20 protein-coding genes and 1 rRNA gene are annotated in these 23,513 nt (G+C 73.0%); 8 read left to right on the top strand and 13 right to left on the bottom strand.

The genetic code is table 11. The features are described from left to right. Positions 1 to 150: 150 nt before the first annotated feature. Positions 151 to 636 (bottom strand): SSI family serine proteinase inhibitor, encoded by a 486-nt coding sequence (locus ABWK59_RS07495; protein WP_354638952.1) that lies wholly within the window; start codon positions 634 to 636, stop codon positions 151 to 153. Between the two features lie 174 nt (positions 637 to 810). Between ABWK59_RS07495 and ABWK59_RS07490 the strand changes: the two genes are divergently transcribed. Beyond that, positions 811 to 1,002 (top strand): hypothetical protein, encoded by a 192-nt coding sequence (locus ABWK59_RS07490; protein ID WP_354638951.1) that lies wholly within the window; start codon positions 811 to 813, stop codon positions 1,000 to 1,002. 85 nt (positions 1,003 to 1,087) lie between these two features. Here ABWK59_RS07490 and ABWK59_RS07485 read toward each other — a convergent pair whose 3' ends face one another. After that, positions 1,088 to 1,492 (bottom strand): ArsR/SmtB family transcription factor, encoded by a 405-nt coding sequence (locus tag ABWK59_RS07485; RefSeq protein WP_354638949.1) that lies wholly within the window; start codon positions 1,490 to 1,492, stop codon positions 1,088 to 1,090. 104 nt (positions 1,493 to 1,596) lie between these two features. Between ABWK59_RS07485 and ABWK59_RS07480 the strand changes: the two genes are divergently transcribed. Then, positions 1,597 to 2,688 carry an NADH:flavin oxidoreductase/NADH oxidase gene (locus ABWK59_RS07480; protein ID WP_354638947.1) on the top strand — a complete coding sequence of 364 codons (1,092 nt, stop codon included), beginning with the start codon at positions 1,597 to 1,599 and terminating at the stop codon, positions 2,686 to 2,688. A 22-nt stretch (positions 2,689 to 2,710) separates the two neighbouring features. Here ABWK59_RS07480 and ABWK59_RS07475 read toward each other — a convergent pair whose 3' ends face one another. Both ABWK59_RS07475 and ABWK59_RS07470 read right to left on the bottom strand, forming a co-directional pair. Further along, the gene (locus tag ABWK59_RS07475) at positions 2,711 to 3,028 is read right to left on the bottom strand and encodes a hypothetical protein (RefSeq protein WP_354638945.1); all 318 of its coding nucleotides are present in this window, start codon (positions 3,026 to 3,028) and stop codon (positions 2,711 to 2,713) included. 147 nt (positions 3,029 to 3,175) lie between these two features. Next, complete coding sequence (locus ABWK59_RS07470; protein ID WP_354638943.1) at positions 3,176 to 3,871, bottom strand: FadR/GntR family transcriptional regulator; 696 nt, start codon at positions 3,869 to 3,871, stop codon at positions 3,176 to 3,178. Positions 3,872 to 4,048: 177 nt separating this feature from the next. Here ABWK59_RS07470 and ABWK59_RS07465 point away from each other — a divergent pair, with 177 nt between their 5' ends. Then, positions 4,049 to 4,582, top strand: coding sequence for a gluconokinase (locus ABWK59_RS07465; RefSeq protein WP_354638942.1), 534 nt, complete (start codon positions 4,049 to 4,051; stop codon positions 4,580 to 4,582). 84 nt (positions 4,583 to 4,666) lie between these two features. After that, a complete protein-coding gene (locus tag ABWK59_RS07460) occupies positions 4,667 to 6,079 on the top strand; it encodes a gluconate:H+ symporter (protein ID WP_354638940.1) in 1,413 nt (470 codons plus the stop codon). A gap of 290 nt (positions 6,080 to 6,369) precedes the next feature. Here the strand turns inward: ABWK59_RS07460 and ABWK59_RS07455 are convergent, their stop codons facing one another. The 6 genes from ABWK59_RS07455 to mmuM all read right to left on the bottom strand — a co-directional run bounded on the left by ABWK59_RS07455 (position 6,370) and on the right by mmuM (position 13,073). Further along, positions 6,370 to 6,699: a hypothetical protein gene (locus ABWK59_RS07455; protein WP_354638938.1), complete on the bottom strand. Its 330-nt coding sequence runs from the start codon at positions 6,697 to 6,699 to the stop codon at positions 6,370 to 6,372. 117 nt (positions 6,700 to 6,816) lie between these two features. Beyond that, entirely contained in the window at positions 6,817 to 8,409 is a 1,593-nt protein-coding gene (locus tag ABWK59_RS07450; RefSeq protein ID WP_354638936.1) for a glycerol-3-phosphate dehydrogenase/oxidase, read from the bottom strand. 166 nt (positions 8,410 to 8,575) lie between these two features. Further along, on the bottom strand, positions 8,576 to 10,090 hold the full coding sequence (glpK, locus tag ABWK59_RS07445; protein ID WP_354638934.1) for a glycerol kinase GlpK: 1,515 nt from the start codon (positions 10,088 to 10,090) through the stop codon (positions 8,576 to 8,578). Positions 10,091 to 10,243: 153 nt separating this feature from the next. Beyond that, the gene (locus ABWK59_RS07440) at positions 10,244 to 10,963 is read right to left on the bottom strand and encodes an MIP/aquaporin family protein (protein ID WP_354638932.1); all 720 of its coding nucleotides are present in this window, start codon (positions 10,961 to 10,963) and stop codon (positions 10,244 to 10,246) included. A 285-nt stretch (positions 10,964 to 11,248) separates the two neighbouring features. Then, positions 11,249 to 12,013: an IclR family transcriptional regulator gene (locus ABWK59_RS07435; RefSeq protein WP_354638930.1), complete on the bottom strand. Its 765-nt coding sequence runs from the start codon at positions 12,011 to 12,013 to the stop codon at positions 11,249 to 11,251. Between the two features lie 136 nt (positions 12,014 to 12,149). Then, positions 12,150 to 13,073 carry a homocysteine S-methyltransferase gene (gene mmuM, locus ABWK59_RS07430; protein ID WP_354638928.1) on the bottom strand — a complete coding sequence of 308 codons (924 nt, stop codon included), beginning with the start codon at positions 13,071 to 13,073 and terminating at the stop codon, positions 12,150 to 12,152. A 197-nt stretch (positions 13,074 to 13,270) separates the two neighbouring features. Between mmuM and ABWK59_RS07425 the strand changes: the two genes are divergently transcribed. Both ABWK59_RS07425 and ABWK59_RS07420 read left to right on the top strand, forming a co-directional pair. Continuing rightward, positions 13,271 to 14,137 carry an NUDIX hydrolase gene (locus tag ABWK59_RS07425; RefSeq protein WP_354638927.1) on the top strand — a complete coding sequence of 289 codons (867 nt, stop codon included), beginning with the start codon at positions 13,271 to 13,273 and terminating at the stop codon, positions 14,135 to 14,137. A 96-nt stretch (positions 14,138 to 14,233) separates the two neighbouring features. Then, positions 14,234 to 14,794 (top strand): NUDIX domain-containing protein, encoded by a 561-nt coding sequence (locus ABWK59_RS07420; RefSeq protein ID WP_354638925.1) that lies wholly within the window; start codon positions 14,234 to 14,236, stop codon positions 14,792 to 14,794. A 36-nt stretch (positions 14,795 to 14,830) separates the two neighbouring features. Here the strand turns inward: ABWK59_RS07420 and ABWK59_RS07415 are convergent, their stop codons facing one another. Beyond that, positions 14,831 to 16,462, bottom strand: coding sequence for a phytoene desaturase family protein (locus tag ABWK59_RS07415; RefSeq protein ID WP_354638923.1), 1,632 nt, complete (start codon positions 16,460 to 16,462; stop codon positions 14,831 to 14,833). A gap of 182 nt (positions 16,463 to 16,644) precedes the next feature. On the opposite strand from ABWK59_RS07415, the gene ABWK59_RS07410 reads away from it, so the two are divergent. Next, positions 16,645 to 18,750 (top strand): acetoacetate--CoA ligase, encoded by a 2,106-nt coding sequence (locus tag ABWK59_RS07410; protein ID WP_420492741.1) that lies wholly within the window; start codon positions 16,645 to 16,647, stop codon positions 18,748 to 18,750. 131 nt (positions 18,751 to 18,881) lie between these two features. On the opposite strand, the gene ptsP is transcribed toward ABWK59_RS07410, so the two are convergent. Both ptsP and ABWK59_RS07400 read right to left on the bottom strand, forming a co-directional pair. Then, on the bottom strand, positions 18,882 to 20,552 hold the full coding sequence (gene ptsP / locus ABWK59_RS07405) for a phosphoenolpyruvate--protein phosphotransferase (RefSeq protein WP_354638919.1): 1,671 nt from the start codon (positions 20,550 to 20,552) through the stop codon (positions 18,882 to 18,884). A 167-nt stretch (positions 20,553 to 20,719) separates the two neighbouring features. Beyond that, the gene (locus tag ABWK59_RS07400) at positions 20,720 to 21,169 is read right to left on the bottom strand and encodes a PTS sugar transporter subunit IIA (RefSeq protein WP_354638917.1); all 450 of its coding nucleotides are present in this window, start codon (positions 21,167 to 21,169) and stop codon (positions 20,720 to 20,722) included. 709 nt (positions 21,170 to 21,878) lie between these two features. Here ABWK59_RS07400 and ABWK59_RS07395 point away from each other — a divergent pair. Further along, positions 21,879 to 23,400, top strand: a 16S ribosomal RNA gene (locus ABWK59_RS07395). Positions 23,401 to 23,513 lie beyond the last annotated feature (113 nt).

Below are 23,513 nucleotides of genomic sequence, written 5' to 3'. Positions count from 1 at the left end.
GGAACTGCGCGCAGCGGGAGGGCTACGTCTGCCTCTCGTTCTCGCGCAGTTCTCCCCAGCCGCCGACCGGGAGGCCCACGCGCCCCCGGGAGTGCCCGCCCGAGCCGCTGCGCCTCCAGGGCTGCCCGGCCGCGCCGGTGCGACGCCCGGTCAGAAGTCGAAGACCGTCCCCGTGGCCGCGTGCATGGCACACGCGTTGGTGTAGCCGTGCCGCCAGGAGACCGGCCGCCCGAGCCAGCTGCCTTCGGCGCGGGCGGTGACCGGCCGGTGCATCATCGTGCAGAGCACCTCCCGGGTCGCCATCCGCCCCGGATCCCCGTCCGCCGCTGCCAGCTCCTCGCAGGCCGCCTCCGCGTGCGGATGGGCGGAGCCGTCCGCGGCCGGGCAGACCAGCGCGATCTCGCGGAGGCCGTCGTGGTCCTCGATCGACAGGGTGAGCCGCGAGCCGCCCCGCCCGGGCAGGACCGCCGGGGCGGGCAGCTGGACCGGGGCGGGGACGGGAACCGCGACGGGGGTCGTCACCGGCTCGGGCCCCGGCAGGTCGGGTACCGGCAGCGTGGTGGCGGAGGCCGGGGCGGCGGCGTGGCCGAGGACGAGCAGGGCGGCCGCGGCCGTGGCGGCGAGCAGGGTGCGCATGGGGCATCGGTACCAGTCCGGGCCGCCCCACCCGGGGTTCCTCACCCCATCGTGGGCGTGCCGCCGGACCGGTTCGGGGTGGTTGATGATTCGTCCGTATTCGTCCATCCTGGACGCCTCAGGTGGTACTCCCGACCAGCGGGTCGACGCCCACGTCGGTACCGGAGGGCGCTCGTGACAGACGTATTCGACGAGGAACTGCGGGAGCAGCTCGACCAGGCCCGGACGGCGCTCGACGCCGCGCGCCGCGCCGGGGACGAGGACGGCGTCGAGGCCTACCGGGGCCGGATCACCGGTCTCCTGAGGATCGCCGCCCGCCACGGCATCGCCGTTCCGCACTCCGCGGACGAGGAAGTCGAGGACTGACCCCCGCCGCCGTACCCCGCCGTGACCCCCCACGCCGCCCGCGCCCCGCGCGGCCCCGGCGCGCGGTTCCCCGTGCGTCCCCCCGCTACGCCTCCTCCAGGTGGCGCTCCCCGGCGTCCTCGTGCTCCCCGGCGTCCCCGGCGTCCCCGCGCTGTCGGGCCGCGCCCGCGATCACGCTGTCCAGCAGTCCGGGGAACAGTGCGCCCAGTTCCTCGCGGCGCAGCGAGTTCATCTTCGAGGTGCCCCGCCGCACCTGCCGGATCACCCCGGCCTCCCGGAGCACCCGGAAGTGGTGCGTGCTGGTGGACTTGGTCACCGGCACGTCGATGGCCAGGCAGTTCAGCTCGCCCTCGGCGGCGGCCAGGTCCGCGACGATCCGCAGCCGCACCGGGTCGGCGAGCGCGTGCAGGACGCACTCCAGCCGGATCTCGTGCGGTGCCGGCTCCGGCAGGACGGCGGATCTCCCGTGCGGGGTGGCTGTGGTCGTCACCCGGCCATAGTACGAGGCCTCTCGTAGTTCGAGGAATTTCGTAGTACGGTGACTCTCGTACGAACGCCCCCGGGGTCGCCGGGTACGCCGCAGAAGGAGCCGCCGTGAGTGCCCTGTTCGAGCCGATCACCCTCCGCTCGCTGACCATTCCCAACCGGGTCTGGCTCAGCCCGATGTGCATGTACTCGGCGGCCCCCGACGGGCCGCTGGAGGGTGTCGCCACCGACTTCCACCTCGCGCACCTGGGGGCCAGGGCCGCGGGCGGCGCCGGTCTGGTGATGGTCGAGGCGACCGGCGTCCGCCCGGACGGCCGGATCACCCCGTACGACCTCGGGCTGTGGAACGACCGGCAGCGCGACGAGCTCGCCCGGGTCGCGGCTCTGATCTCCGCGCACGGCTCGGTTCCGGGGATCCAGCTGGCCCATGCCGGGCGGAAGGCCTCCTCGGCGCAGCCGTGGAGCGGGTCCGTTCCGGTGTCGCCCGCCGAGGGCGGCTGGCCGGTGGTCGGCCCCTCGCCGGTGCCGTTCGGCGACAAGCCGGTGCCGCACGAGCTGAGCACGGCGGAGATCCGCGAGGTGGTGGCGGCCTTCGCGGCCGCGGCCGAGCGGGCGCTGGCGGCGGGCTTCAAGGTCGCCGAGGTGCACGGCGCCCACGGCTACCTGATCCACTCCTTCCTGTCCCCGGCCTCCAACCGGCGCACGGACGAGTACGGAGGGGACTTCGCCGGGCGCTCGCGCCTGGCGCTGGAGGTCGCCACCGCGGTCCGGGCGGTGTGGCCCGAGGACCTGCCGGTGTTCTTCCGGGTCTCGGCCACCGACTGGCTCCCGGACGAGCCGAGCTGGACCGTCGAGGAGTCCGTGCAGCTGGCCAAGGAGCTGGCGGCCGTGGGCATCGACCTGGTCGACGTCTCCAGCGGCGGCATCTCGCCGGACGCCCGGGTCGCCACCGGGCCGGGCTACCAGGTGCCCTTCGCCGCCGAGGTCCGCGCCGGCTCCGGGCTCCCGGTGAGCAGCGTCGGCATGATCTCCGAGCCCGCCCAGGCCGAGGAGATCCTCACCTCCGGGCGGGCGGACGCCGTGATGCTCGGCCGCGAACTGCTGCGCGACCCGTACTGGCCGCTGCACGCCGCCCGCGAACTCGACGCCGAGCGCCGCTGGCCGGTCCAGTACGGCTACGCGGTCGGCACGCGCGGCTGACGGACCCTCACCACCTCGGGCCCTAGCCCGACGGCGCCCGGTCTCCCACCACCGGGCGCCGTCCGCGTTCCCGGCTGCCGGCCAGCGGGGACGCCGCGTTGGGCCCGCGCCGGCGTTCGCGCGCGATCTGCCGCGAGATCAGGATCTCCAGCAGGCACCACGCGGTGCCGAACACCCCCAGCGCCACCGCCAGCAGCGCCGGCACCAGCACCCGTCCGCTGCTCGCGTACGAGGCCAGGGTGGCCACCATCAGCGCGATCAGCGTGAAGGACAGCAGCAGCACCGCCCGGACCGCGGCGGCGCGCACCTCGTCCGGAAGGCGGCGGCGGACGGCGGACATCGGCGGACCCCCTGACCCTGGCCTCGGCGGTGCTCGGCATGCGCACCTGTGCGGACCAGACTGCCCCGATCGGCCGCGCCCACTCCTCCGGAACCGCCCGGATGCCCCCGCTCCGCCCGTCCGGCCCGGGATTCCGGGCCGGACGGCTCAGTCCAGGGTCGCGTCCAGCTCGCCGAGCGCCCCCACGACGATCGTGCGCATCGCCCGTTCGGCCGCCTCCGCGTCGCCCGCGCAGATCGCGTCGGCCACCTCGCGGTGCAGCCGGACGGCGTACTCGCGCGGCCGGCGGGGCATCAGGTGATGCTCCGTCCGGCCGGTCAGCACGGCGCCGACGGTGTCCTTGAGGTGCGCGAACATCTCGTTGCCGGAGGCCCGCAGCACCGCCGCGTGGAAGGCGATGTCGTGCCGGAGGAACGACTCCAGGTCGGCCGCCCGCGCAGTGACCGTCAACTCCACAGCCAGCGCGCCGAGTTCACGGCGGTCGTCGTCCGAGGCGTGCTGCGCGGCCAGTGCGGCCGCCGCCGGCTCCACCGCCTCCCGCAGCGAACCCAGCGACCGCAGCTGTGCCGACCGGCCCGCGCCGGCCAGCCGCCAGCGGATCACCATCGGGTCGAAGACGTCCCAGCTGGACCGCGGCAGCACCGTGATGCCCACCCGGCGGCGCGGCTCGACCATCCGCATCGACTCCAGGATCCGGACCGCCTCCCGCACCACCGTCCGGGACACCCCGAACCGCTCCTCCAGCTCCTCCGCCCGGAGCACCGCCCCCTCCGCGATCTCCCCGGAGGCGATGGCGGGCCCGATCTCGGCGAGCACCCGCCCGGGCAGCCCTTGGATCTCCATCGCCCCACCCTATCGACGCCCCCGGCGCCCACCCCCACCCCGGGCGGCCCGGCCCCGCCGAGCCTCCGTGCCCCCACCCTGCCCCTGCGGGAAAGTATGACGATTGAACGTCGGACACTTGAATAAGTCATACCTTTGCGCGAAGGTAGCCACCGATCAGGGAGAACAGGAGCACCCATGGCTCTCAGCGTCGAGAACCAGCCGCCCGTCGTCGTCGTGATGGGCGTCTCGGGCGTCGGCAAGACCACCGTCGCCCAGCTGCTCGCGGACCGCCTCGGCGTTCCCTGTGCCGAGGCCGACGACTTCCACCCGCCGGCCAACATCGCCAAGATGAGCGCCGGCATCCCCCTGGACGACGCGGACCGCCTGCCCTGGCTGCAGGCGATCGGCGGCTGGCTCGCCGAACGGAAGGCCGCCGGCACCGGGGGAGTGGTCACCTGCTCCGCGCTGAAGCGGCGGTACCGCGACACCCTGCGCGCCTACTGCCCGGACACGTTCTTCCTGCACCTCAGCGGCACCCCGGGCCTCGTCGGCGACCGGCTCTCGCACCGTACGGGCCACTTCATGCCCCGCTCCCTGCTCGACTCCCAGTACGCCGCGCTGGAACCCCTCGGACCCGACGAGCGGGGCACCGTCCTGGACGTCGGCCCCGCCCCGCGCGCCCTCGCCGACCGGGCGGCCGACCTGCTCCGCCCCACCGAACCCCGGTAACCCCCACCACCCCCACCACCCCCACGCGCCGGCGGACCCGCTCCCACAGCCCGGGCCCGCCGGCACCGTCAACGGAGACCTCGCGTGACCGTTCCCCTCCTGCTCGCAGCCGGCGCACCGGCCCTCCCGCACACCGACAGCGACGCCCGGCTGCTGCTCGCCGTGCTGCTCAGCATCGGCGCGATCGTGCTGCTGATCACCCGGCTCAAGCTGCACCCCTTCCTCGCCCTGACCCTCGGCTCCCTGCTGCTCGCCGCCGTGGCCGGTGCCCCCTTCGACAAGCTGCTGACCAGCTTCTCCACCGGCTTCGGGGCGACCGTCGCCGGTGTCGGCCTGCTGATCGGGCTCGGCGCGATGCTCGGGAAGCTGCTCGCCGACTCCGGCGGGGCGAACATCATCGCCGACACCGTGCTGCGCCGGTCCGGCACGCGGACCCTGCCCTGGGCGATGGCCCTGATCGCGGCGGTGCTGGGCCTGCCGCTGTTCTTCGAGGTCGGCGTGGTGCTGCTGATCCCGATCGTGCTGCTGGTCGCCCGGCGCGGCTCGCTCCCGCTGATGCGGCTCGGCATCCCGGCGCTGGCCGGCCTGTCCGTCCTGCACGGCCTGGTGCCCCCGCACCCGGGTCCGCTGGTTGCGGTGGACGCGCTCAAGGCCGACCTCGGCATCACCCTGGCCTTCGGTCTGCTGATCGCCGTCCCCACCGTGATCGTCGCCGGACCCCTGTTCGCCCGGGTCGCCGAGCGCTGGGTCGGCCCGCTGGAGGTCCCCGCCGGCCCCGATACCCCGGACACCCCGGACACCCCTGAAACCGCCACCACCCACCGGACCACCCCCCGCTTCGGCGCCGTCCTCGCCACCATCCTGCTGCCCGTGGTGCTGATGCTCGGCAAGGCGCTGGCCGACGTGGTGATCGACGACCCGAAGGCGCTGCCCCAGCGGATCCTCGACTTCATAGGCTCGCCGCTGATCGCGCTGCTCGCCGCCACCCTGCTCGGCATGCTCACCCTCGGCCGGGCGGCCGGCTTCGACCGGGACCGCATCTCCGCCACCGTCGCCGCCTCGCTCGGGCCGATCGCCGGGATCGTCTTCATCGTCGGCGCCGGCGGCGGTTTCAAGCAGACCCTGATCGACGTCGGCGTGGGCAACGCGGTCAGCGAGTGGTCCGCGAAGTGGCACATCCCGGCCCTGCTGCTGGGCTGGCTGATCGCCGTCCTGATCCGCCTCGCCACCGGCTCGGCCACGGTCGCCACCATCACCGCCGCCGGCATCGTGGCCCCGCTCGCCGCCGGGATGTCCAGCACCCACGCGGCCCTGATGGTCCTCGCCATCGGCGCCGGCTCGCTCTTCTTCTCCCACGTCAACGACGCCGGGTTCTGGCTGGTCAAGGAGTACTTCGGGATGAGCGTCGGCCAGACGATCAAGTCCTGGTCGGTCATGGAGACGGTCATCTCGGTGGTCGCGATCGCCCTGATCCTCCCCCTCAGCCTGGTCGTCTAGCCCGGCCCGACATACCTCCGCCAAGGCCCCGGCACGCCTCGCGCGCCGGGGCTTTGTCGATTCCCTCGGACACGATCCACCCGGTCCGGGCAGACTGCGGGAGCCGGTGCCACCAGGAGAACCGGCGTCACCAGGAGAACCGGCGTCACCGGGAGGAGCAGGGGGAAACGATGCCGACAGCCGGGCCCACGTACGACCACTGGGTCAGGATGCGGGTGACGGTCCACGGACCGAGCGCCGCGCGGCTCAGGCGCCGGTCTGCCCGTCGCCCTGATCCACCACCAACCGCCTCACGCCGCAGGGGTCGTACGGTCCTGGCGGGCCCGCCGCTCCAGCCGTCGGGCCACGGCGGCGGCCAGCGGCTCGTCCGGCCACTTCCGCCACTGCCCGGTGCCCCGGCGGGCGAAGGGCACCCCGGCGTCGTCCGCCGCACCGCCCTGGCCGGTCAGCCGGGCCAGCGCCTGCCGCTCAGCCGCCCGCAGAGCGTGGCGCCGGGCCCGCCGCGCCCGCGGGATGTTGCGGCGCGAGGCCTTGTCGTTCTCGCCGTACGCGTTGCGCCGGTCCTTGAGGTAGCTGAGCCGCTTCTTCTCCTGCGGCGTCTTCGGGATCCGTGCCGTCATGGCCGCCATGGTGACGGGTGACCGGCCTTCCCCGCACCCGGATTCCGCGGGCCGCACCCGGAGACGGGAGTACCCCCGCGGTCAGGTCCGCGGGGGTACTCCCATCACGCCGCACGGTCAGGCCTGGCGGGCCGTCAGGAACGCCTGGACCTGGTCGCGGACCTCGGCGGTGTCGAGGCCGCGGACGGTCATCGTGGTGCGGCGGCGCAGCACGTCGTCGACGGTGTACGCCCACTCGTGGTCGGCCGCGTAGGCGACCTGAGCCCAGCAGTCCGGGCCGTCCGCGTGGATCGGCTCGCCGAGCGCAGGGTCCTCGGCGATCAGACGGGCGATGTCGAAGGACAGGGTGCCGTAGTGGCTGGCCAGGTGCTTGGCGACCAGCGGCTCCATCCGGGAGCCGGGCTCGCGGTCGACCAGCAGGCGGTGGGCCACGGCGTTCGGCGCGCCGACGCCCGGCAGCGGGACGGTGGCCGGGAACGGCGACATGTCCTCGGCGAGGCCGGTGCCGGGCACGTGCTTGAGCTTCTCCAGGACGGTCCGGCCGATGTGCCGGTAGGTGGTCCACTTGCCGCCGGCCACCGACAGCATGCCGCCGCGGCCCTCGGTGACCACGGTCTCGCGCTTGGCGGCGGCGGTGTCGCCGGGGCCGCCGGGCAGCACCCGCAGGCCGGCGAAGGAGTAGGTGATCAGGTCGCGGTCGAGGTGCTCGTCACGGATGGCGTGGCCGGCCTCGTCCAGGATCTGGTCGATGTCGGCCTCGGTGGCGCGGACGTCCATCGGGTCGCCGGTGTACTCCTCGTCCGTGGTGCCGAGCAGGACGTGGTCCTCCCACGGGATGGCGAAGGAGACGCGGTACTTGTCGATCGGGATGGTGAGCGCGGCCCGCCACGGGGTGCGCCGCTTGACCACCACGTGGGCGCCCTTGGAGAGGCGGATCGAGGGCGCCGCGCCGGCGTCCTCCATCCGGCGCAGGTGGTCGACCCACGGGCCGGTGGCGTTGAGCACCAGGCGGGCGCTGACGCCGAACTCGGTGCCGTCCAGGCGGTCGCGCAGCTCGGCGCCGGAGACCCGGCCGCCGGTGAAGCGCAGACCGGTGACCTCGGCGTGGTTGAGCACCACCGCGCCGGCCTCGACGGCGGCCCGGACGGTCATCACGGCCACCCGGGAGTCGTTCATCTGGTGGTCGCCGTAGACCGCGACCGAGCGCAGGCCCTCGGTGCGCAGCGCGGGTACCTGCTGGGCGGCGTGCGCGGCGGTGGAGACCCGGCCCATGCCGTCGCGGAAGGCGGACAGCGCCGAGTACAGGAACACGCCGGCGCCGAGCTTGGGGGCGCTGTGCGGGCCGCCCTTGTACACCGGGACGAAGAAGGTCAGCGGGTTGACCAGGTGCGGGGCCACGTCGGTGGCCAGCGCCCGGCGCTCCTTGTGGTTCTCCGCGACCAGCTTGACCGCGCCGGTCTGCAGGTAGCGCAGGCCGCCGTGGACGAGCTTGGAGGAGGCGCTGGAGGTGGCGCCGGCGAAGTCGCCGGCGTCGACCATGGCGACCTTGAGGCCGGCCTGGGCGGCGGTCCACGCGGTGGCCGTGCCGAGGATGCCGCCCCCGATCACCAGGAGGTCGTACGTGGCCTTGCCGAGCAGCTCGCGGGTCTCGGCACGGGAGGCGTTGCGGCCGGCGGTGCGCTCGGCGCCCAGGGTCGGGATGGTAGCCATGGTGTGTGTACGGCCCGCTGGTCCGGCGGTGCCGTGTCTCCTCTCGGTGTGCGGTGCGGCCTGTGCTGCAGGCCGGGCCCCGGTCCGGTGCGGCGGGCCGGGATGCGTCCGGGTGGACGCAGACGGAACGGGCCGGCCGGGGCTCGGGGCCCCGACCGGCGGTGTGTCAGTTCTGCTCGTCCTCCTCGACCCAGCCCATGGTGCGCTCCACGGCCTTCAGCCACTTCTTGTACTCGCGGTCGCGGGTGGCCTCGTCCATCCGGGGCGTCCACTCGGCGGCGCGGTGCCAGTTGGCGCGCAGGGTGTCCAGGTCGTTCCAGAAGCCGACCGCGAGGCCGGCCGCGTAGGCGGCGCCCAGCGCGGTGGTCTCGGCCACGTACGGGCGCTCGACCGGGGCGTCCAGGACGTCGGCGATGTTCTGCATCAGCAGGTTGTTGGAGGTCATGCCGCCGTCCACCTTGAGGGCGGTCAGGGTGACCCCGGAGTCCTTCTCCATGGCGTCGACGACCTCGCGGGTCTGCCAGGCGGTGGCCTCCAGGACGGCGCGGGCCAGGTGGCCCTTGGTCACGTACCGGGTGAGGCCGGCGATCACACCGCGGGCGTCGGAGCGCCAGTACGGGGCGAACAGGCCGGAGAAGGCCGGGACGAAGTAGGCGCCGCCGTTGTCCTCCACGGTGGAGGCCAGGGTCTCGATCTCGGCGGCGGTCGAGATGATGCCGAGCTGGTCGCGCAGCCACTGGACCAGCGATCCGGTGACGGCGATCGAGCCCTCCAGGGCGTAGACCGGGGCCTGGTCGCCGATCCGGTAGCCGACCGTGGTCAGCAGGCCGTGGTACGAGTTGACGACCTTCTCGCCGGTGTTCAGCAGGAGGAAGGTGCCGGTGCCGTAGGTGGACTTGGCCTCGCCCTCGTCGAAGCAGGTCTGGCCGAACAGCGCGGCCTGCTGGTCGCCGAGCGCGGAGGCGACCGGCACGCCCTCCAGGTCGCCGACCGCGGCGCCGTACACCTCGGCGGAGGAGCGGATCTCCGGGAGGACCGCCAGCGGCACCTCCATGGACTCCGCGATCTTCTCGTCCCACTCCAGGGTGTGCAGGTTCATCAGCATGGTGCGGCTGGCGTTGGTGACGTCCGTGACGTGCTTGCCGCCGTTGACACCGCCGGTGAGGTTCCAGATGACCCAGGTGTCCATGGTGCCGAAGAGGATGTCGCCGGCCTCGGCGCGCTCCCGCAGGCCCTCGACGTTGTCCAGCAGCCAGCGGATCTTCGGGCCGGCGAAGTAGCTGGCCAGCGGGAGGCCGGTCTCGCGGCGGTAGCGGTCCTGGCCCACGTTGCGGCCGAGCTCGCGGCAGAGGGCCTCGGTGCGGGTGTCCTGCCAGACCAGCGCGTTGTGGACCGGCTCGCCGGTGTTCTTGTCCCACAGGACGGTGGTCTCGCGCTGGTTGGTGATGCCGATCGCGCGGATGTCGTCCTTGGTCAGGCCCGCCTTCTCCAGCGCGCCGCGCACCACGGCCTGCACCCGGGTCCAGATCTCGGCGGCGTCGTGCTCGACCCAGCCGGGCTGGGGGAAGATCTGGCTGTGCTCCTGCTGGTCGACGGAGACGATCCGGCCGTCCGCGCCGAAGATGATGCAGCGGCTGGAGGTGGTGCCCTGGTCGATCGCGGCGATGTAGTTCGCAGTCATGAAGGTCCTCGGCTCGTGATGAGGGTGTCGGGGTGGGGCGGGCCTGACGCTGGGTCAGTCCCCGTGCTCATGCGGGGGGCAAACGTCGGTCGGGGCACCGGTGGGTGGCGCGGGCCCCGACGCGACGCCTCGTTGCGCGACGGGTCGGAACGTTCAGAACGTGACGTGGAACAGGCCGCCGGCGAGCAGGCCGCCGATGACCGGGCCGACCACCGGGATCCAGGCGTACGACCAGTCCGAGCCGCCCTTGTGCGGGATCGGCAGGAAGGAGTGCGCGATGCGCGGGCCCAGGTCACGGGCCGGGTTGATGGCGTAGCCGGTCGGGCCGCCGAGCGAGAGGCCGATGCCGACCACGGTGAGGGCGACGATCAGGATGCCCAGACCGGAGAGGCCGAGCTCCTTGTTGAGGCCCTGGGTGAGGATGGCGAAGCAGAGCACGAAGGTGCCGATGATCTCGGTCAGCAGGTTCTGGATCGGGTTCCGGATCTCGGGACCGGTCGAGAAGATGCCGAGCGTGGGCTCCTCGTTGGCCTGGAACTGGCCGAGGTAGGTGACCCACACCAGGACGGCGCCGATGACCGCGCCGATCAGCTGGGAGCCGATGTAGAGCGGCACCTTGCTCCAGTCGCCGCTCTCCACGGCGATGGCGAGGGTGACGGCGGGGTTGAGGTGGGCCCCGGACTTCGGAGCGGACATGTAGGCCGCGATCAGGACCGCGAAGCCCCAGCCGAAGGTGATGGCCAGCCAGCCGGCGTTGATGGCCTTCGACTTCTTGAGAGTGACGGCGGCGCAGACGCCGCCACCGAGGAGTATCAGGGCGGCGGTGCCGAGGGTTTCGCCGACGAAGATGTCGCCGTTGGAGAACGCGGACACAAAAGACTCCCTTGTCCATTCGGCCCGGAGGAGCGGGGGGTGGGGGTAGGTGACCGGTCGATCGCTGTGCGGGTGAGCGCTCAGGGGGGATGATCTACCCGGCCGCCGTTCGACAATGTCGACCGACATGCGGAAGCTTCCTCCGAACGGCTCCCTCGCGTCAAGGCCGGGTTATTCACCTGTGACTCATCACGCGACGCTACCGAGCGTGCGCGGACAGATCAGGACAAAACGCCAGGGCGCGGACAGGCCGAAGCCTGTCCGCGCCCCGGCGGACACACAGGGTCAGAAGCGGCCGGCCCCCAGGTCGCGGGAGATCGCCCGCGCGGCGCTGCGCACCGACGCGACCAGCGAGGGCTTGACGAACCCGTCCTCGCAGACGGTCTCCACCGCCCCGCTCACGCACACCGCGCCGACCGGGTTGCGCCGCCGGTCCTGGATCAGCGCGCCGATCGAGGCCACGCCCTCCCAGGTCTCCTCAACGGCGTCCGCCCAGCCGCGCTCACGGATCAGCGCGCACTCCGCGTCCACGTCCGCCGGATCGGTCAGCGTGCGGAGGGTGTAGGACTCCAGAGGGCCGTCGCCCAGCTGTCCGCGGGCCACCGGGTCGTACGCCAGCAGCACCTTGCCCAGCGCCGTGCTGTGCAGCGGCTGCATCGACCCGACCTCCAGCACCTGCCGGGTGTCGTCGGGCCGGAACACGTGGTGCACGATCAGCACGCCCTGCTGGTGCAGGACGCCCAGGTAGACCGTCTCCCCGGAGGCCCGGGCCAGGTCGTCCGCCCAGACCAGCGCCCGGGCCCGCAGCTCGTGCACGTCCAGGTAGCTCTGGCCGAGCCGCAGCAGCTCGGCGCCCAGCTGGTACTTGCCGCTCTCGGCGTCCTGTTCGACGAACCCCTCCTGCTGGAGGGTGCGCAGGATCCCGTGCGCGGTGCCCTTCGCCAGGTCGAGGGAGGCCGCGACCTCCGAGAGGCCGAGCCGGCGCTCACCGCCGGCCAGCAGCCGCAGGATCGCGGCGGCCCGGGAGAGCGACTGGATCGGGCCGGGCATCGGCTACCTCCGCAGCACTGGTGGTCGACAATGTCGAACGCAAGGGTATCGCTTGAGTCTGCCAGGCCGGAGGCCGGGCGCGCACCTCCCGCTCACCGGCCGGTCGGCTCCGGGCCGCATCCAGGCCGGCTCCCGGTCAGCCGCCGTCGCCCCGCGCGCCCGCCCGCACCGCCTCCGCCAGCGCCGCGATGTCCGCCGGACCCACCCGGCAGCACCCGCCGACCAGCCGCGCCCCGTCCGCCAGCCAGCCCGCCACCCTCCCCGGACGGAACGTCGGCTCACCCGCCCAGTCCCGCGCCGCCGCGTCCCACCGCTCCCCGCTGTTCGGGTACACCACCACCGGCTTGCCCGCCGCCCGCGCCGCGATCCGCACCGCCCGGTCCGCGTCCTCGGGCGAGCAGCAGTTCACCCCCACCGCCAGCACCTCCTCCACCTCCGCGGCCAGCCCGAACGCCTCCTCCAACGGCTGCCCCGCCCGCGTCCGGCCGCCCGCCACGCTGAACGACAGCCACGCCGGCACCCCCGACCCGCGCAGCACCCGCAGCAGCGCCCGCGCCTCCTGGGTGTCCGGCACCGTCTCGATCGCCAGCACGTCCGGCCCCGCCGCCAGCAACGCCTCCAGCCGCGGTCCGTGGAAGCGCTCCAGCTCCGCCGTGCTCAACCCGTACCGCCCCCGGTACTCCGACCCGTCCGCCAGCACCGCCCCGTACGGCCCCACCGACGCCGCCACCCACAACGGCCGCTGTGCCCCCGCCCGCCGCACCGCCTCCCGCGCCAGCTCCACGCTCGACCCCAACAGCCGCCGCGCCCCCGCCCGGCCCACCCCGCGCCGCCCGAACCCCTCGAAACTCGCCTGATAACTCGCCGTGGTCGCCACCTCCGCCCCCGCCCGGAAGTACGCCAGATGCGCCTCCACCACCGCCTCCGGAGCGTCCGCCAACAACCGCGCCGACCACAGCTCGTCCGACAGATCGTGCCCCGCCGCCACCAACTGGTTCGACAGCCCCCCGTCCAACACCACCACCCCCGCCCCCACCGCCCCACCGAACCCACCGCTCACAGCAAATCCCTACGTCATCGGTCACTTCCAGGGGCGCGGGGAACTGCGCGAACCGGTAACCCCTCATCGCCCAGCATCCTCCCGACCCGCACCCCCGCCCACCTCGAAACCCCTGTCCCGGCGAGCCTCCCCGCCGGGACCCGCTACGTTGTTCTCACCCCGAGCCCGACAAGCACCCAACAGGAGAGGCCCACCCCATGTCCGGCGACCAGCCACCCCCCACCGAGGCCGAGTGGCTCGCCGCCTACGACCCCCACGCCTTCACCCCCATCGCGGTCACCGTCGACATCGTCGCCCTGACCCTCCGCGAGTCCGCCGACGGCGACACCGCGCTCCACGTCCTCCTCGTCCAGCGCGCCGAACCCCCGTTCCAGGGCCACTGGGCGCTCCCCGGGGGCTTCCTCCGCGCGGGGGAGGAGGATCTCGACACCGCCGCCGCCCGCGAACTCGCCGAGGAGACCGGCCTGCACGGCGGGGGCACGGGCAGCGACACCGCCGAGGCCACCCTCAGCCGCGTCCACCTCGAACAGCTCGGCAGCTACGGCACCCCCGCCCGCGACCCCCGGATGCACGTGGTCTCGGTCGCCTACCTCGCCTTCGCCCCCGACCTGCCCGATCCCCAGGCCGGTACCGACGCCGCCGCAGCCGCCTGGCACCCGGTCGCCGCCCTCGACCTCTCCGCGGGCTCCACGGCCACCCGCGACCCCCACGCCCCGATCCAGCTCGCCTTCGACCACGCCCGGATCCTCGCCGACGCCCTGGACCGAGCCCGCGCCAAGATCGAGTACAGCCCGCTGGCCACCGCCTTCCTCGGCCCCGAGTTCACCGTCCCGGAACTCCGCGCCGTCTACGAGGCGGTCTGGGGCGAGCGCCTGCACCCGGGCAACTTCCACCGCAAGGTGCTCTCCGTCCCCGGCTTCGTCGAACCCACCGGCCGCACCACCGACCGCGGCGGCACCCGCGGCGGCCCCCGCGCCCGCCGCTACACCGCCGGCCCGAGCCGCCGCCTCCACCCCCCGCTCCTGCGCCCCTCCCAGGAACCGGGCCCCACCCCCGAGCCGTAGGAACCCGCGCGAGCCCGTTCCTCCGACCAACCCACCCGCCCCGGCCCTTCGGAGGATCCGGCCCGCCGCAGCCGCCCGGCGACTACCATCCACCCCATGACCACGCAGCAGGCCGACCAGCGCATCTTCGGTCCCAACTCGCACTGCCACTGGTGCGGTACGCCCTACCCGGCCGGCACCTCCGCCTGGCCGCGCACCTGCACGGGCTGCACCGAGATCTCGTACCGCAACCCGCTGCCCGTCACCGTGGCCCTGCTCCCGGTCAACCTCCCGGACGGCAGCACCGGCCTCACCGTCATCCGCCGCACCATCGAGCCCGGCTACGGCGAACTCGCCCTCCCCGGCGGCTACGTCGACTACGGCGAGAGCTGGCAGCAGGCCGCCGTCCGCGAGCTGCGCGAGGAGACCGGCATCCTCGCCGACGCGGCCGAGGTCACCCTGGTCGCCACCGACTCGGACACCCGCGGCGGCTTCCTCTGCCTGTTCGCGCTGCTCCCGGCCCGCGACCTGGCCGACCTGCCGCCCTCCCGGCCCACCGACGAGACGGACGGCTGGCAGCTCGCCACCGTCGAGACGCCGCTGGCCTTCCCCTTCCACACCCGGGTCGCCCGGTCCTGGTTCGACGGCGAGTTCCACCACCTCATCACCCGCGGCTGACCCCCACCTCCCGTCGACTGTCCCCCCGAGGCCGAACTACCTCCCCAGCACCGCCATCGCCGCGTTGTGCCCGGGGATCCCGCTCACCCCGCCACCCCGGACGGCACCGGCCCCGCACAGCAGCACCCGCGGGTGCCCGGTCGCCACCCCCCACCGCGCACCCGGTCCCTCCCCGAGGCCCGCTCCGCCGGGTCCGTCCTCCTCGCCCCACGGGAACGCCAGCTCCCGGTGGAAGATGTTGCCTCCGGGCAGACCCAACTCCGCCTCCAGGTCCAGCGGCGTCTTCGCCTCCACGCAGGGCCGGCCCTCCCCGTCCACCGCCAGACAGTCCTCCAGCGGCTCGGCCAGGCACGCCCGCAACGGCGCCAGCACCGCCTCCAACGCCTCGGCCTTCACAGCGGCAGCCGCCCCGGCCCCATCGCCGCGCCCACCGCCTCCGCCGCCACCGTCCCGGAACAGCGCCGCCGGCTGGTGCAGCCCGAACAGCGTCAGCGTGTGCCACCCGGCCCGCGCCGCCTCCGCGCCGAGGATCGACGGATCCGCCAGCGAGTGGCAGTAGATCTCCGACGGCCCGGGCACCGGCACCCGCCCGTCCGCCGCCTGCCGGTACGCCGCCTCCAGCTCCCGGTACGACTCCGCGATGTGGAACGTCCCGGCGAACGCCTCCCGCGGATCCACCGCGTCGTCCTTCAACCGCGGCAGCCGTCGCAGCAGCATGTTCACCTTCAGCTGCGCCCCCTGCGGCCCGGGTCCCGGGGCCGGCCGGCCGAGCAGCCCGTCCAGCACCCGGGGAGCCGCGTTGCACAGCACCCACCGGGCGCCCACCCGCCGCTCCACACCCTCCGAGCGGTACGCCACCTCCGCCGGCGTCCGCGCACCACCGGGATCGACCGCCGTGACCTCGCAGCCGGTCCGCAGCTCGGCCCCCGCGCCCCGGGCCGCGGCCGCGAGCGCGTCGGTGAGCGCCCCCATCCCACCGACCGGCACGTCCCAGTCGCCCGTACCGCCGCCGATCACGTGGTAGAGGAAGCACCGGTTCTGCGCCAGCGACGGGTCGTGGGCATGCGTGAACGTCCCGATCAGCGCGTCCGTCAGCACCACCCCGCGCACCAGGTCGTCGGTGAACCGCCGCTCCAGCGCCTCCCCGAGCGGCCGCTCGAACAGCTCCGCCCAGGCCGCCGGGTCGTCCACCCGCTTCCGCAGCTCCGCCCGGCTCGGCAACGGCTCGGTCAGCGACGGGAACACCCGCTCCGCCAGCCGCCCGGTCATCCCGTAGAACTCCCGCCACGCGGCGAAATCCCGCTCCGCACCGGTCAGTTCACGGAACGACGCGGCCGTCCTGGCCTCGTCCTCCCGGTCCACCAGCAGCCCGGTGGCCCGTCCGTCACGCACCACCGGCGTGTACGAGGAGATCCGCCGCCGACGGGTCGTGAACCGCAGCCCCAGCTCCTCCACGATCCGCTGCGGCAGCAGGCTCACCAGGTAGGAGTAGCGCGACAGCCGCGCCTCCACCCCGGGGAACGCCCGCTCCGACACCGCCGCGCCGCCGGTGTGCCCCAACCGCTCCAGCACCAGCACACTCCGCCCGGCCCGCGCCAGGTACCCGGCGGCGACCAGCCCGTTGTGCCCGCCGCCCACGATCACCACGTCGTACGTCGACTGCTGCATGACCGCCGTCCTACCAGACCCCGCCCGCCCCGGCCAGACCGCCTGCCGCCCGCCACGCCCCGCCTGGGGACCCGCCCGGCCCGCAGCGGCCACCCCGCCCGTACCGTCCCGGCCCGCCGCGGCCACCGCGTCCGACCCGCCCGAACGCCCGGCGGGGGACCCTGGCGCACAGGGACGATCACATGGCATGGTCTGCACCGTCAGAGCCACTCGGACGGGTCCGCCACAAGCACCTCCGTCCCCACCACACCGGCCGGGAGACCACCACCGTGAGCACCCCCACCCAGGACCAGCCGCTCTGGCGGCCCGCCCCCGCGCGCGCCGCAGCCAGCCAGATCGTCGCCTTCCAGGCGTGGGCCGCCGAACACCACGGCGCACCGGCCGCACCCCTCGCGCCCGCCGCCACCGACGACGAGGCCGCCGCCCGCTACGCCGACCTCCACCGCTGGTCCACCGAGGACCTCGACCGCTTCTGGACCGCGGTCACCCGGTGGTTCGACGTCCGCTTCACCACCGCCCCCGAGGCCGTCCTCGGCGAGGAGGCCATGCCCGGCGCCACCTGGTTCCCCGGCGCCCGCCTCAACTACGCCGAGCACGCCCTCCGCCACGGCGAGGACCCGGCCCACGCCGACCGGCCCGCGATCCTCCACCTGGACGAGACCACCGAGCAGCCCGTCGCCACCACCTGGGCCGAGCTCCGCCGCCAGGTCGGCTCGCTGGCCGCCGCCCTCCGCGCCCAGGGCATCGGCCCCGGCGACCGCGTCGGCGCCTACCTCCCCAACATCCCGCAGGCCGTGGTCGCCCTGCTCGCCACCGCCGCCGTCGGCGCCGTCTGGACCAGCTGCGCCCCCGACTTCGGCGCCCGCAGCGTCCTCGACCGCCTCCAGCAGATCGAGCCCGCCGTCCTGTTCGCCGTCGACGGCTACCACTACGGCGGCAAGGACCACGACCGCACCGAGGTGGTCGCCGAACTCCGCCGCGAACTCCCCACCCTGCGCACCGTCGTCCACGTCCCCCTCCTCGGCACCCCCGCCCCCGAGGGCGCCCTGGCCTGGGACGACCTGGTCGCCGAGAAGACCGAGCCGGTCTTCGAGCCGGTCCCCTTCGACCACCCGCTCTGGGTGCTCTACTCCTCCGGCACCACCGGCCTGCCCAAGGCCATCGTGCAGAGCCAGGGCGGCATTCTCGTCGAGCACCTCAAGCAGGCCGCGCTCCACCTCGACCTCGGCCCCGAGGACCGCTTCCTCTGGTACACCTCCACCGGCTGGATGATGTGGAACTTCCTCGTCGCCGGCCTCCTCGTCGGATCCACGATCGTCACCTACGACGGCAGCCCCGGCCACCCCGACACCGGCGCCCTCTGGTCCGTCGCCGCCCGCACCCGCGCCACCGTCCTCGGCACCTCCGCCGCGTACGTGATCGCCAGCCGCAAGGCCGACCTGCACCCCGGCCGCGACCTGGACCTCTCCGCCGTCCGCTGCCTCGGCACGACCGGCTCCCCGCTCCCGCCCGACGGCTTCCAGTGGATCTACGACGAGGTCAAGCAGGACCTCTGGCTCGCCTCGGTCAGCGGCGGCACCGACGTCTGCTCCTGTTTCGTCGGCGGCGTCCCCACCCTCCCGGTGTACCTCGGCGAGATCCAGGCCCCCTGCCTCGGCTCCGCCGTCGAGTCCTGGGACGTCCAGGGCCGCCCGCACACCGACACCGTCGGCGAACTGGTGGTCACCAAGCCGCTGCCCTCCATGCCCACCGGCTTCTGGAACGACCCCGACGGCGCCCGCTACCGCGACAGCTACTTCGAGATGTACCCGGGCACCTGGCGCCACGGCGACTGGATCACCGTCACCTCCCGCGGCACCGTCGTCATCCACGGCCGCTCCGACTCCACCCTCAACCGGCAGGGCGTCCGGATGGGCTCCTCCGACATCTACGAGGTCGTCGAACGCCTCCCCGAGATCGCCGAGTCCCTCGTCATCGGCCTCGAGGAGCCGAACGGCGGCTACTGGATGCCGCTCTTCGTCGTCCTCGCCCCCGGCGCCGCCCTGGACGAGGACCTGATCGGCCGCATCCGCACCTCGCTGCGCACCGAACTCTCCCCGCGCCACGTCCCCGACGAGGTCATCGCGGTCACCGGTCTCCCGCACACCCTCACCGGCAAGCGCATCGAGGTCCCGGTCAAGCGCCTGCTCTCCGGCACCCCGCTGGAGCAGGCCGTCAACCCCGGCAGCGTGGACAACCTCGCCCACCTGCGTTTCTTCGCCGACCTCGGCGCCCGCCGCCGCGGCTGACCCGCCCGAACAGGCCCTCCGAACAGGCCCTCCGGCCCGGCTCTCCGGACACGGGGAAGGGGCACTGCCAACCCCCACGGTGGCAGTGCCCCTTCCGGCTCCGGTCCGGGCCGTCGCCCGGCAGCCCCCGGCTACTCGCCGGAGAGCACCTGGTGCGCCGCGGCCCGCGCCTCGGCCGCGCCGTCCGCCGCCCGCGCCGCCTCCGCGGCCCGCCGGCACTGCGCCAGGGTGTAGGTGGCCAGCGCCGACCGCACATAGGGGATCGACGCCGCGCCCATCGACAGGCTGGTGACCCCCAGACCGGTCAGCACACAGGCCAGCAGCGGGTCGGAGGCCGCCTCACCGCAGACGCCACAGCTCTTGCCGGCCGCCCGGGCCGCCTCCGCGGCCGCCGCGACCAGGTCCAGCAGCGCCGGCTGCCAGGGGTCCTGCAGCCGCGCCAGCGCACCCACCTGCCGGTCCGCGGCGAAGGTGTACTGCGCCAGGTCGTTCGTCCCCAGCGACAGGAACTCGACCTCCTGCAGGATCGACCGCGCCCGCAGCGCCGCCGACGGGATCTCCACCATCGCCCCGAACTTGGCGTGCAGCCCGGCCTCCCGGCAGGCGTCCGCGAACGCCCGCGCGTCCTGGCGGTCGGCCACCATCGGGGCCATCACCTCCAGGTGCACCGGCAGCCCCTCCGCCGCCCGGGCCAGCGCCCGCAGCTGCGACCGCAGCACCTCCGGGTGGTCCAGCAGCGTCCGCAGCCCGCGCACCCCGAGCGCCGGGTTCGGCTCGTCCGCCGGCGTCAGGAAGTCCAGCGGCTTGTCCGCCCCCGCGTCCAGCACCCGCACGACGACCCGGCCCTCCGGGAACGCCTCCAGCACCTTCCGGTACGCCTCGACCTGCTTGTCCTCGCCGGGCGCCTTCGCCGAGTCGTCCAGGAACAGGAACTCGGTCCGGAACAGGCCCACGCCCTCCGCGCCGTTCTCCAGCGCCGCCGGCAGGTCCACCGGGCCGCCGACGTTCGCCAGCAGCGGCACCCGGTGCCCGTCCGAGGTCTGCCCCGGCCCGGAGGTCGCCGCCAGCGCGGCCCTCCGCTCCTCCGCCGCCACGCGCAGCTGCTCCTGCCGCTCGACGGACGGGTCCACCAGCACCTCGCCGGAGCTGCCGTCCACCGCCACGACCAGGCCCTCGGCCAGCTCCGTCGCCCCCTGCAGCGCCACCACGGCCGGCACGCCCATCGCCCGCGCCAGAATGGCGCTGTGGCTGGTCGGCCCACCCTCCTCGGTCACGAACCCCAGCACCAGCGAGGGGTCCAGCAGCGCGGTGTCGGCCGGCGCCAGGTCCCGCGCCAGCAGCACGTACGGCTCGTCGCTGTCCGGCACCCCCGGCATCGGCACGCCCAGCAGCCGCGCCACGATCCGGTTGCGCACGTCGTCCAGGTCGGCCACCCGCCCGGCCAGGTACTCGCCGGCCGAGGCCAGCAGCGCCCGGTACGCGGCGAAGGCGTCGTACACCGCCCGCTCGGCACTGCTGCCCACCGCGATCCGCCGGCTGACGTCCGCCATCAGCTCCGGGTCCTGCGCCATCAGCGCCTGGGCCTCCAGGACGGCCTGCGCCTCACCGCCGGCCAGGTTGCCGCGCGCGATCAGGTCCGCGGCCACCGCGTCCACCGCGGCCCGGGCCCGCGCCTGCTCACGGGGCGCGTCCTCACTGGGGATCTGCGTCGCCGGGGGTTCCAGCTCCGCCGTCCCCATGTGCCGGACCTGGCCGATCGCGACCCCGTGGCTGACACCTACGCCTCGCAGCGTCTTCTCCATCTGAGCGTTCTCCGCTTCGGTTGCGGCCGGGGTACGGCCGCCGACTGCTGGACCGCCCCGCCGGGTGCGGCGGGGCGGGTGGACTCGGCAGACCCGCGCGGCGGCCACCGGCCGCCGGACCCCCGCGCCGGACGCCGAGCGGCCGGCGGCGCGGGGACGGGAGGGCGTCAGCTCCAGGTGAAGAGGGCGTCGCCGAGGGCGATCTCGCCCGACTCCGCCAGCCCGCCGAGTGCCTCGGTGGACGCCTCCAGCGCGACCACCGGCGAGATCGGCGACTTGCCGGCCGCCTCCACCGCCGCCGGGTTCCACTTGATCACCGGCTGCCCGCGGCGGACCTGGTCGCCCTTGGCCACCAGCAGCTCGAAGCCCTCGCCGTTCAGCTGGACGGTGTCGATCCCCAGGTGGGTCAGCACGCCGTGCCCGTTCTCGTCCATGACCACGAACGCGTGCGGGTGCATCGACACCACCAGGCCGTCCACCGGTGCCACGGCCTCGGTGGGCTCCCGCACGGGGTCGATGGCGGTGCCGGGCCCGACCATGGCGCCGGAGAACACGGGGTCGGGCACGTTGGCGAGCCCGATGGCGCGACCGGCGAGCGGCGAGGTCACAGTGGTCATGGGGGAGCCTCCCAAGGTGCGGAGTACAGCGCCGTGGAGCCGCGGCAGCGGCCCTACGGACTGAGCCTAAATGATGTCAACTCGGGACATCCCGGGACAGATTCCACCGCCCCTCAGGGTGACCGGGAACCGCTGTTCCCGGCGTCCGGACGTGCACGCACAGGCCCGCACGCACGGCGCCGGCCGGCCCGTCGCCCCTCAAGTGGTCTAGTCCTGTTCGTCGACTGGCGGCACTCTACGGCATCCAGGTGAGTGCCGTAGCCCACCCGCCCCCGCCGGCCTCGCGCCGCGTCACCCCGTCCGGGCGGGTCCCTGCGCCACCCGGGTGAACCTCCCGAGCCCGTTTTGGCGCTCGGCGCGAGAACGGCTATCGTTGGGCAGGTCGCCGCGACAAGCGGTGAACGGAGCAAGTCGGGAACGTAAACGGCGGGTCAAACCCCGGTAAACGGTCTGATAAGCTCGAATAACGAACGAAGCGCCCGGAGGGCCCGCTGGAAGGCGGTCCGAAGGAAGCGTCCGTTCCTTGAGAACTCAACAGCGTGCCAAAAGTCAACGCCAGATATGTTGACATCCCCGGCGAGGCCGTCATGGTCTTGTTGGAGATTCCTTTTGAAATAACACTAGCGAGGACGCAGTGCGCGGGATCACCTTATTCCGGTGGTTGCCGTGCCGCTCTTCCGCGAGTGGGATACCCGATGACGGGTTGACATTCACGGAGAGTTTGATCCTGGCTCAGGACGAACGCTGGCGGCGTGCTTAACACATGCAAGTCGAACGGTGAAGCCCTTCGGGGTGGATCAGTGGCGAACGGGTGAGTAACACGTGGGAAATCTGCCCTGCACTCTGGGACAAGCCTTGGAAACGAGGTCTAATACCGGATATGACCTGCTCCTGCATGGGGGTGGGTGGAAAGCTCCGGCGGTGCAGGATGATCCCGCGGCCTATCAGCTTGTTGGTGGGGTAACGGCCCACCAAGGCGACGACGGGTAGCCGGCCTGAGAGGGCGACCGGCCACACTGGGACTGAGACACGGCCCAGACTCCTACGGGAGGCAGCAGTGGGGAATATTGCACAATGGGCGAAAGCCTGATGCAGCGACGCCGCGTGAGGGATGACGGCCTTCGGGTTGTAAACCTCTTTCAGCAGGGAAGAAGCGCAAGTGACGGTACCTGCAGAAGAAGCACCGGCTAACTACGTGCCAGCAGCCGCGGTAATACGTAGGGTGCGAGCGTTGTCCGGAATTATTGGGCGTAAAGAGCTCGTAGGCGGCCTGTCGCGTCGGATGTGAAAGCCCGGGGCTTAACCCCGGGTCTGCATTCGATACGGGCAGGCTAGAGTGTGGTAGGGGAGATCGGAATTCCTGGTGTAGCGGTGAAATGCGCAGATATCAGGAGGAACACCGGTGGCGAAGGCGGATCTCTGGGCCATTACTGACGCTGAGGAGCGAAAGCGTGGGGAGCGAACAGGATTAGATACCCTGGTAGTCCACGCCGTAAACGTTGGGAACTAGGTGTTGGCGACATTCCACGTCGTCGGTGCCGCAGCTAACGCATTAAGTTCCCCGCCTGGGGAGTACGGCCGCAAGGCTAAAACTCAAAGGAATTGACGGGGGCCCGCACAAGCAGCGGAGCATGTGGCTTAATTCGACGCAACGCGAAGAACCTTACCAAGGCTTGACATACGCCGGAAACGTCCAGAGATGGGCGCCCCCTTGTGGTCGGTGTACAGGTGGTGCATGGTTGTCGTCAGCTCGTGTCGTGAGATGTTGGGTTAAGTCCCGCAACGAGCGCAACCCTTGTTCTGTGTTGCCAGCATGCCTTTCGGGGTGATGGGGACTCACAGGAGACTGCCGGGGTCAACTCGGAGGAAGGTGGGGACGACGTCAAATCATCATGCCCCTTATGTCTTGGGCTGCACACGTGCTACAATGGTCGGTACAAAGGGCTGCGATGCCGCGAGGCGGAGCGAATCCCAAAAAGCCGGCCTCAGTTCGGATTGGGGTCTGCAACTCGACCCCATGAAGTTGGAGTTGCTAGTAATCGCAGATCAGCATGCTGCGGTGAATACGTTCCCGGGCCTTGTACACACCGCCCGTCACGTCACGAAAGTCGGTAACACCCGAAGCCGGTGGCCTAACCCTTGGGAGGGAGCCGTCGAAGGTGGGACCAGCGATTGGGACGAAGTCGTAACAAGGTAGCCGTACCGGAAGGTGCGGCTGGATCACCTCCTTTCTAAGGAGCACACAGCAGCTTCGGACGAGTGTTCCGGAGTGCTAGCTCATGGGTGGAACGTTGACTATTCGGCACGGTCTGGCGCAAGCCACTAGTACTGCTTCGGCGTGGAA

Source organism: Kitasatospora sp. HUAS MG31, assembly GCF_040571325.1.
GTDB classification, from domain to species: Bacteria; Actinomycetota; Actinomycetes; order Streptomycetales; family Streptomycetaceae; genus Kitasatospora; species Kitasatospora camelliae.
This window is presented reverse-complemented; position numbering and strand designations above follow the sequence as displayed.

Coding starts and splice junctions, on each gene's coding strand:
- ABWK59_RS07495 (WP_354638952.1), bottom strand. CDS start 636: ATGCGCACCCTGCTCGCCGCCACGGCCGCGGCCGCCCTGCTCGTCCTC.
- ABWK59_RS07410 (WP_420492741.1), top strand. CDS start 16,645: ATGGCATGGTCTGCACCGTCAGAGCCACTCGGACGGGTCCGCCACAAG.
- ABWK59_RS07425 (WP_354638927.1), top strand. CDS start 13,271: ATGTCCGGCGACCAGCCACCCCCCACCGAGGCCGAGTGGCTCGCCGCC.
- glpK (WP_354638934.1), bottom strand. CDS start 10,090: ATGACTGCGAACTACATCGCCGCGATCGACCAGGGCACCACCTCCAGC.
- ABWK59_RS07400 (WP_354638917.1), bottom strand. CDS start 21,169: ATGACCACTGTGACCTCGCCGCTCGCCGGTCGCGCCATCGGGCTCGCC.
- ABWK59_RS07420 (WP_354638925.1), top strand. CDS start 14,234: ATGACCACGCAGCAGGCCGACCAGCGCATCTTCGGTCCCAACTCGCAC.
- ptsP (WP_354638919.1), bottom strand. CDS start 20,552: ATGGAGAAGACGCTGCGAGGCGTAGGTGTCAGCCACGGGGTCGCGATC.
- ABWK59_RS07415 (WP_354638923.1), bottom strand. CDS start 16,462: ATGCAGCAGTCGACGTACGACGTGGTGATCGTGGGCGGCGGGCACAAC.
- ABWK59_RS07475 (WP_354638945.1), bottom strand. CDS start 3,028: ATGTCCGCCGTCCGCCGCCGCCTTCCGGACGAGGTGCGCGCCGCCGCG.
- ABWK59_RS07465 (WP_354638942.1), top strand. CDS start 4,049: ATGGCTCTCAGCGTCGAGAACCAGCCGCCCGTCGTCGTCGTGATGGGC.
- ABWK59_RS07455 (WP_354638938.1), bottom strand. CDS start 6,699: ATGACGGCACGGATCCCGAAGACGCCGCAGGAGAAGAAGCGGCTCAGC.
- ABWK59_RS07470 (WP_354638943.1), bottom strand. CDS start 3,871: ATGGAGATCCAAGGGCTGCCCGGGCGGGTGCTCGCCGAGATCGGGCCC.
- ABWK59_RS07450 (WP_354638936.1), bottom strand. CDS start 8,409: ATGGCTACCATCCCGACCCTGGGCGCCGAGCGCACCGCCGGCCGCAAC.
- ABWK59_RS07435 (WP_354638930.1), bottom strand. CDS start 12,013: ATGCCCGGCCCGATCCAGTCGCTCTCCCGGGCCGCCGCGATCCTGCGG.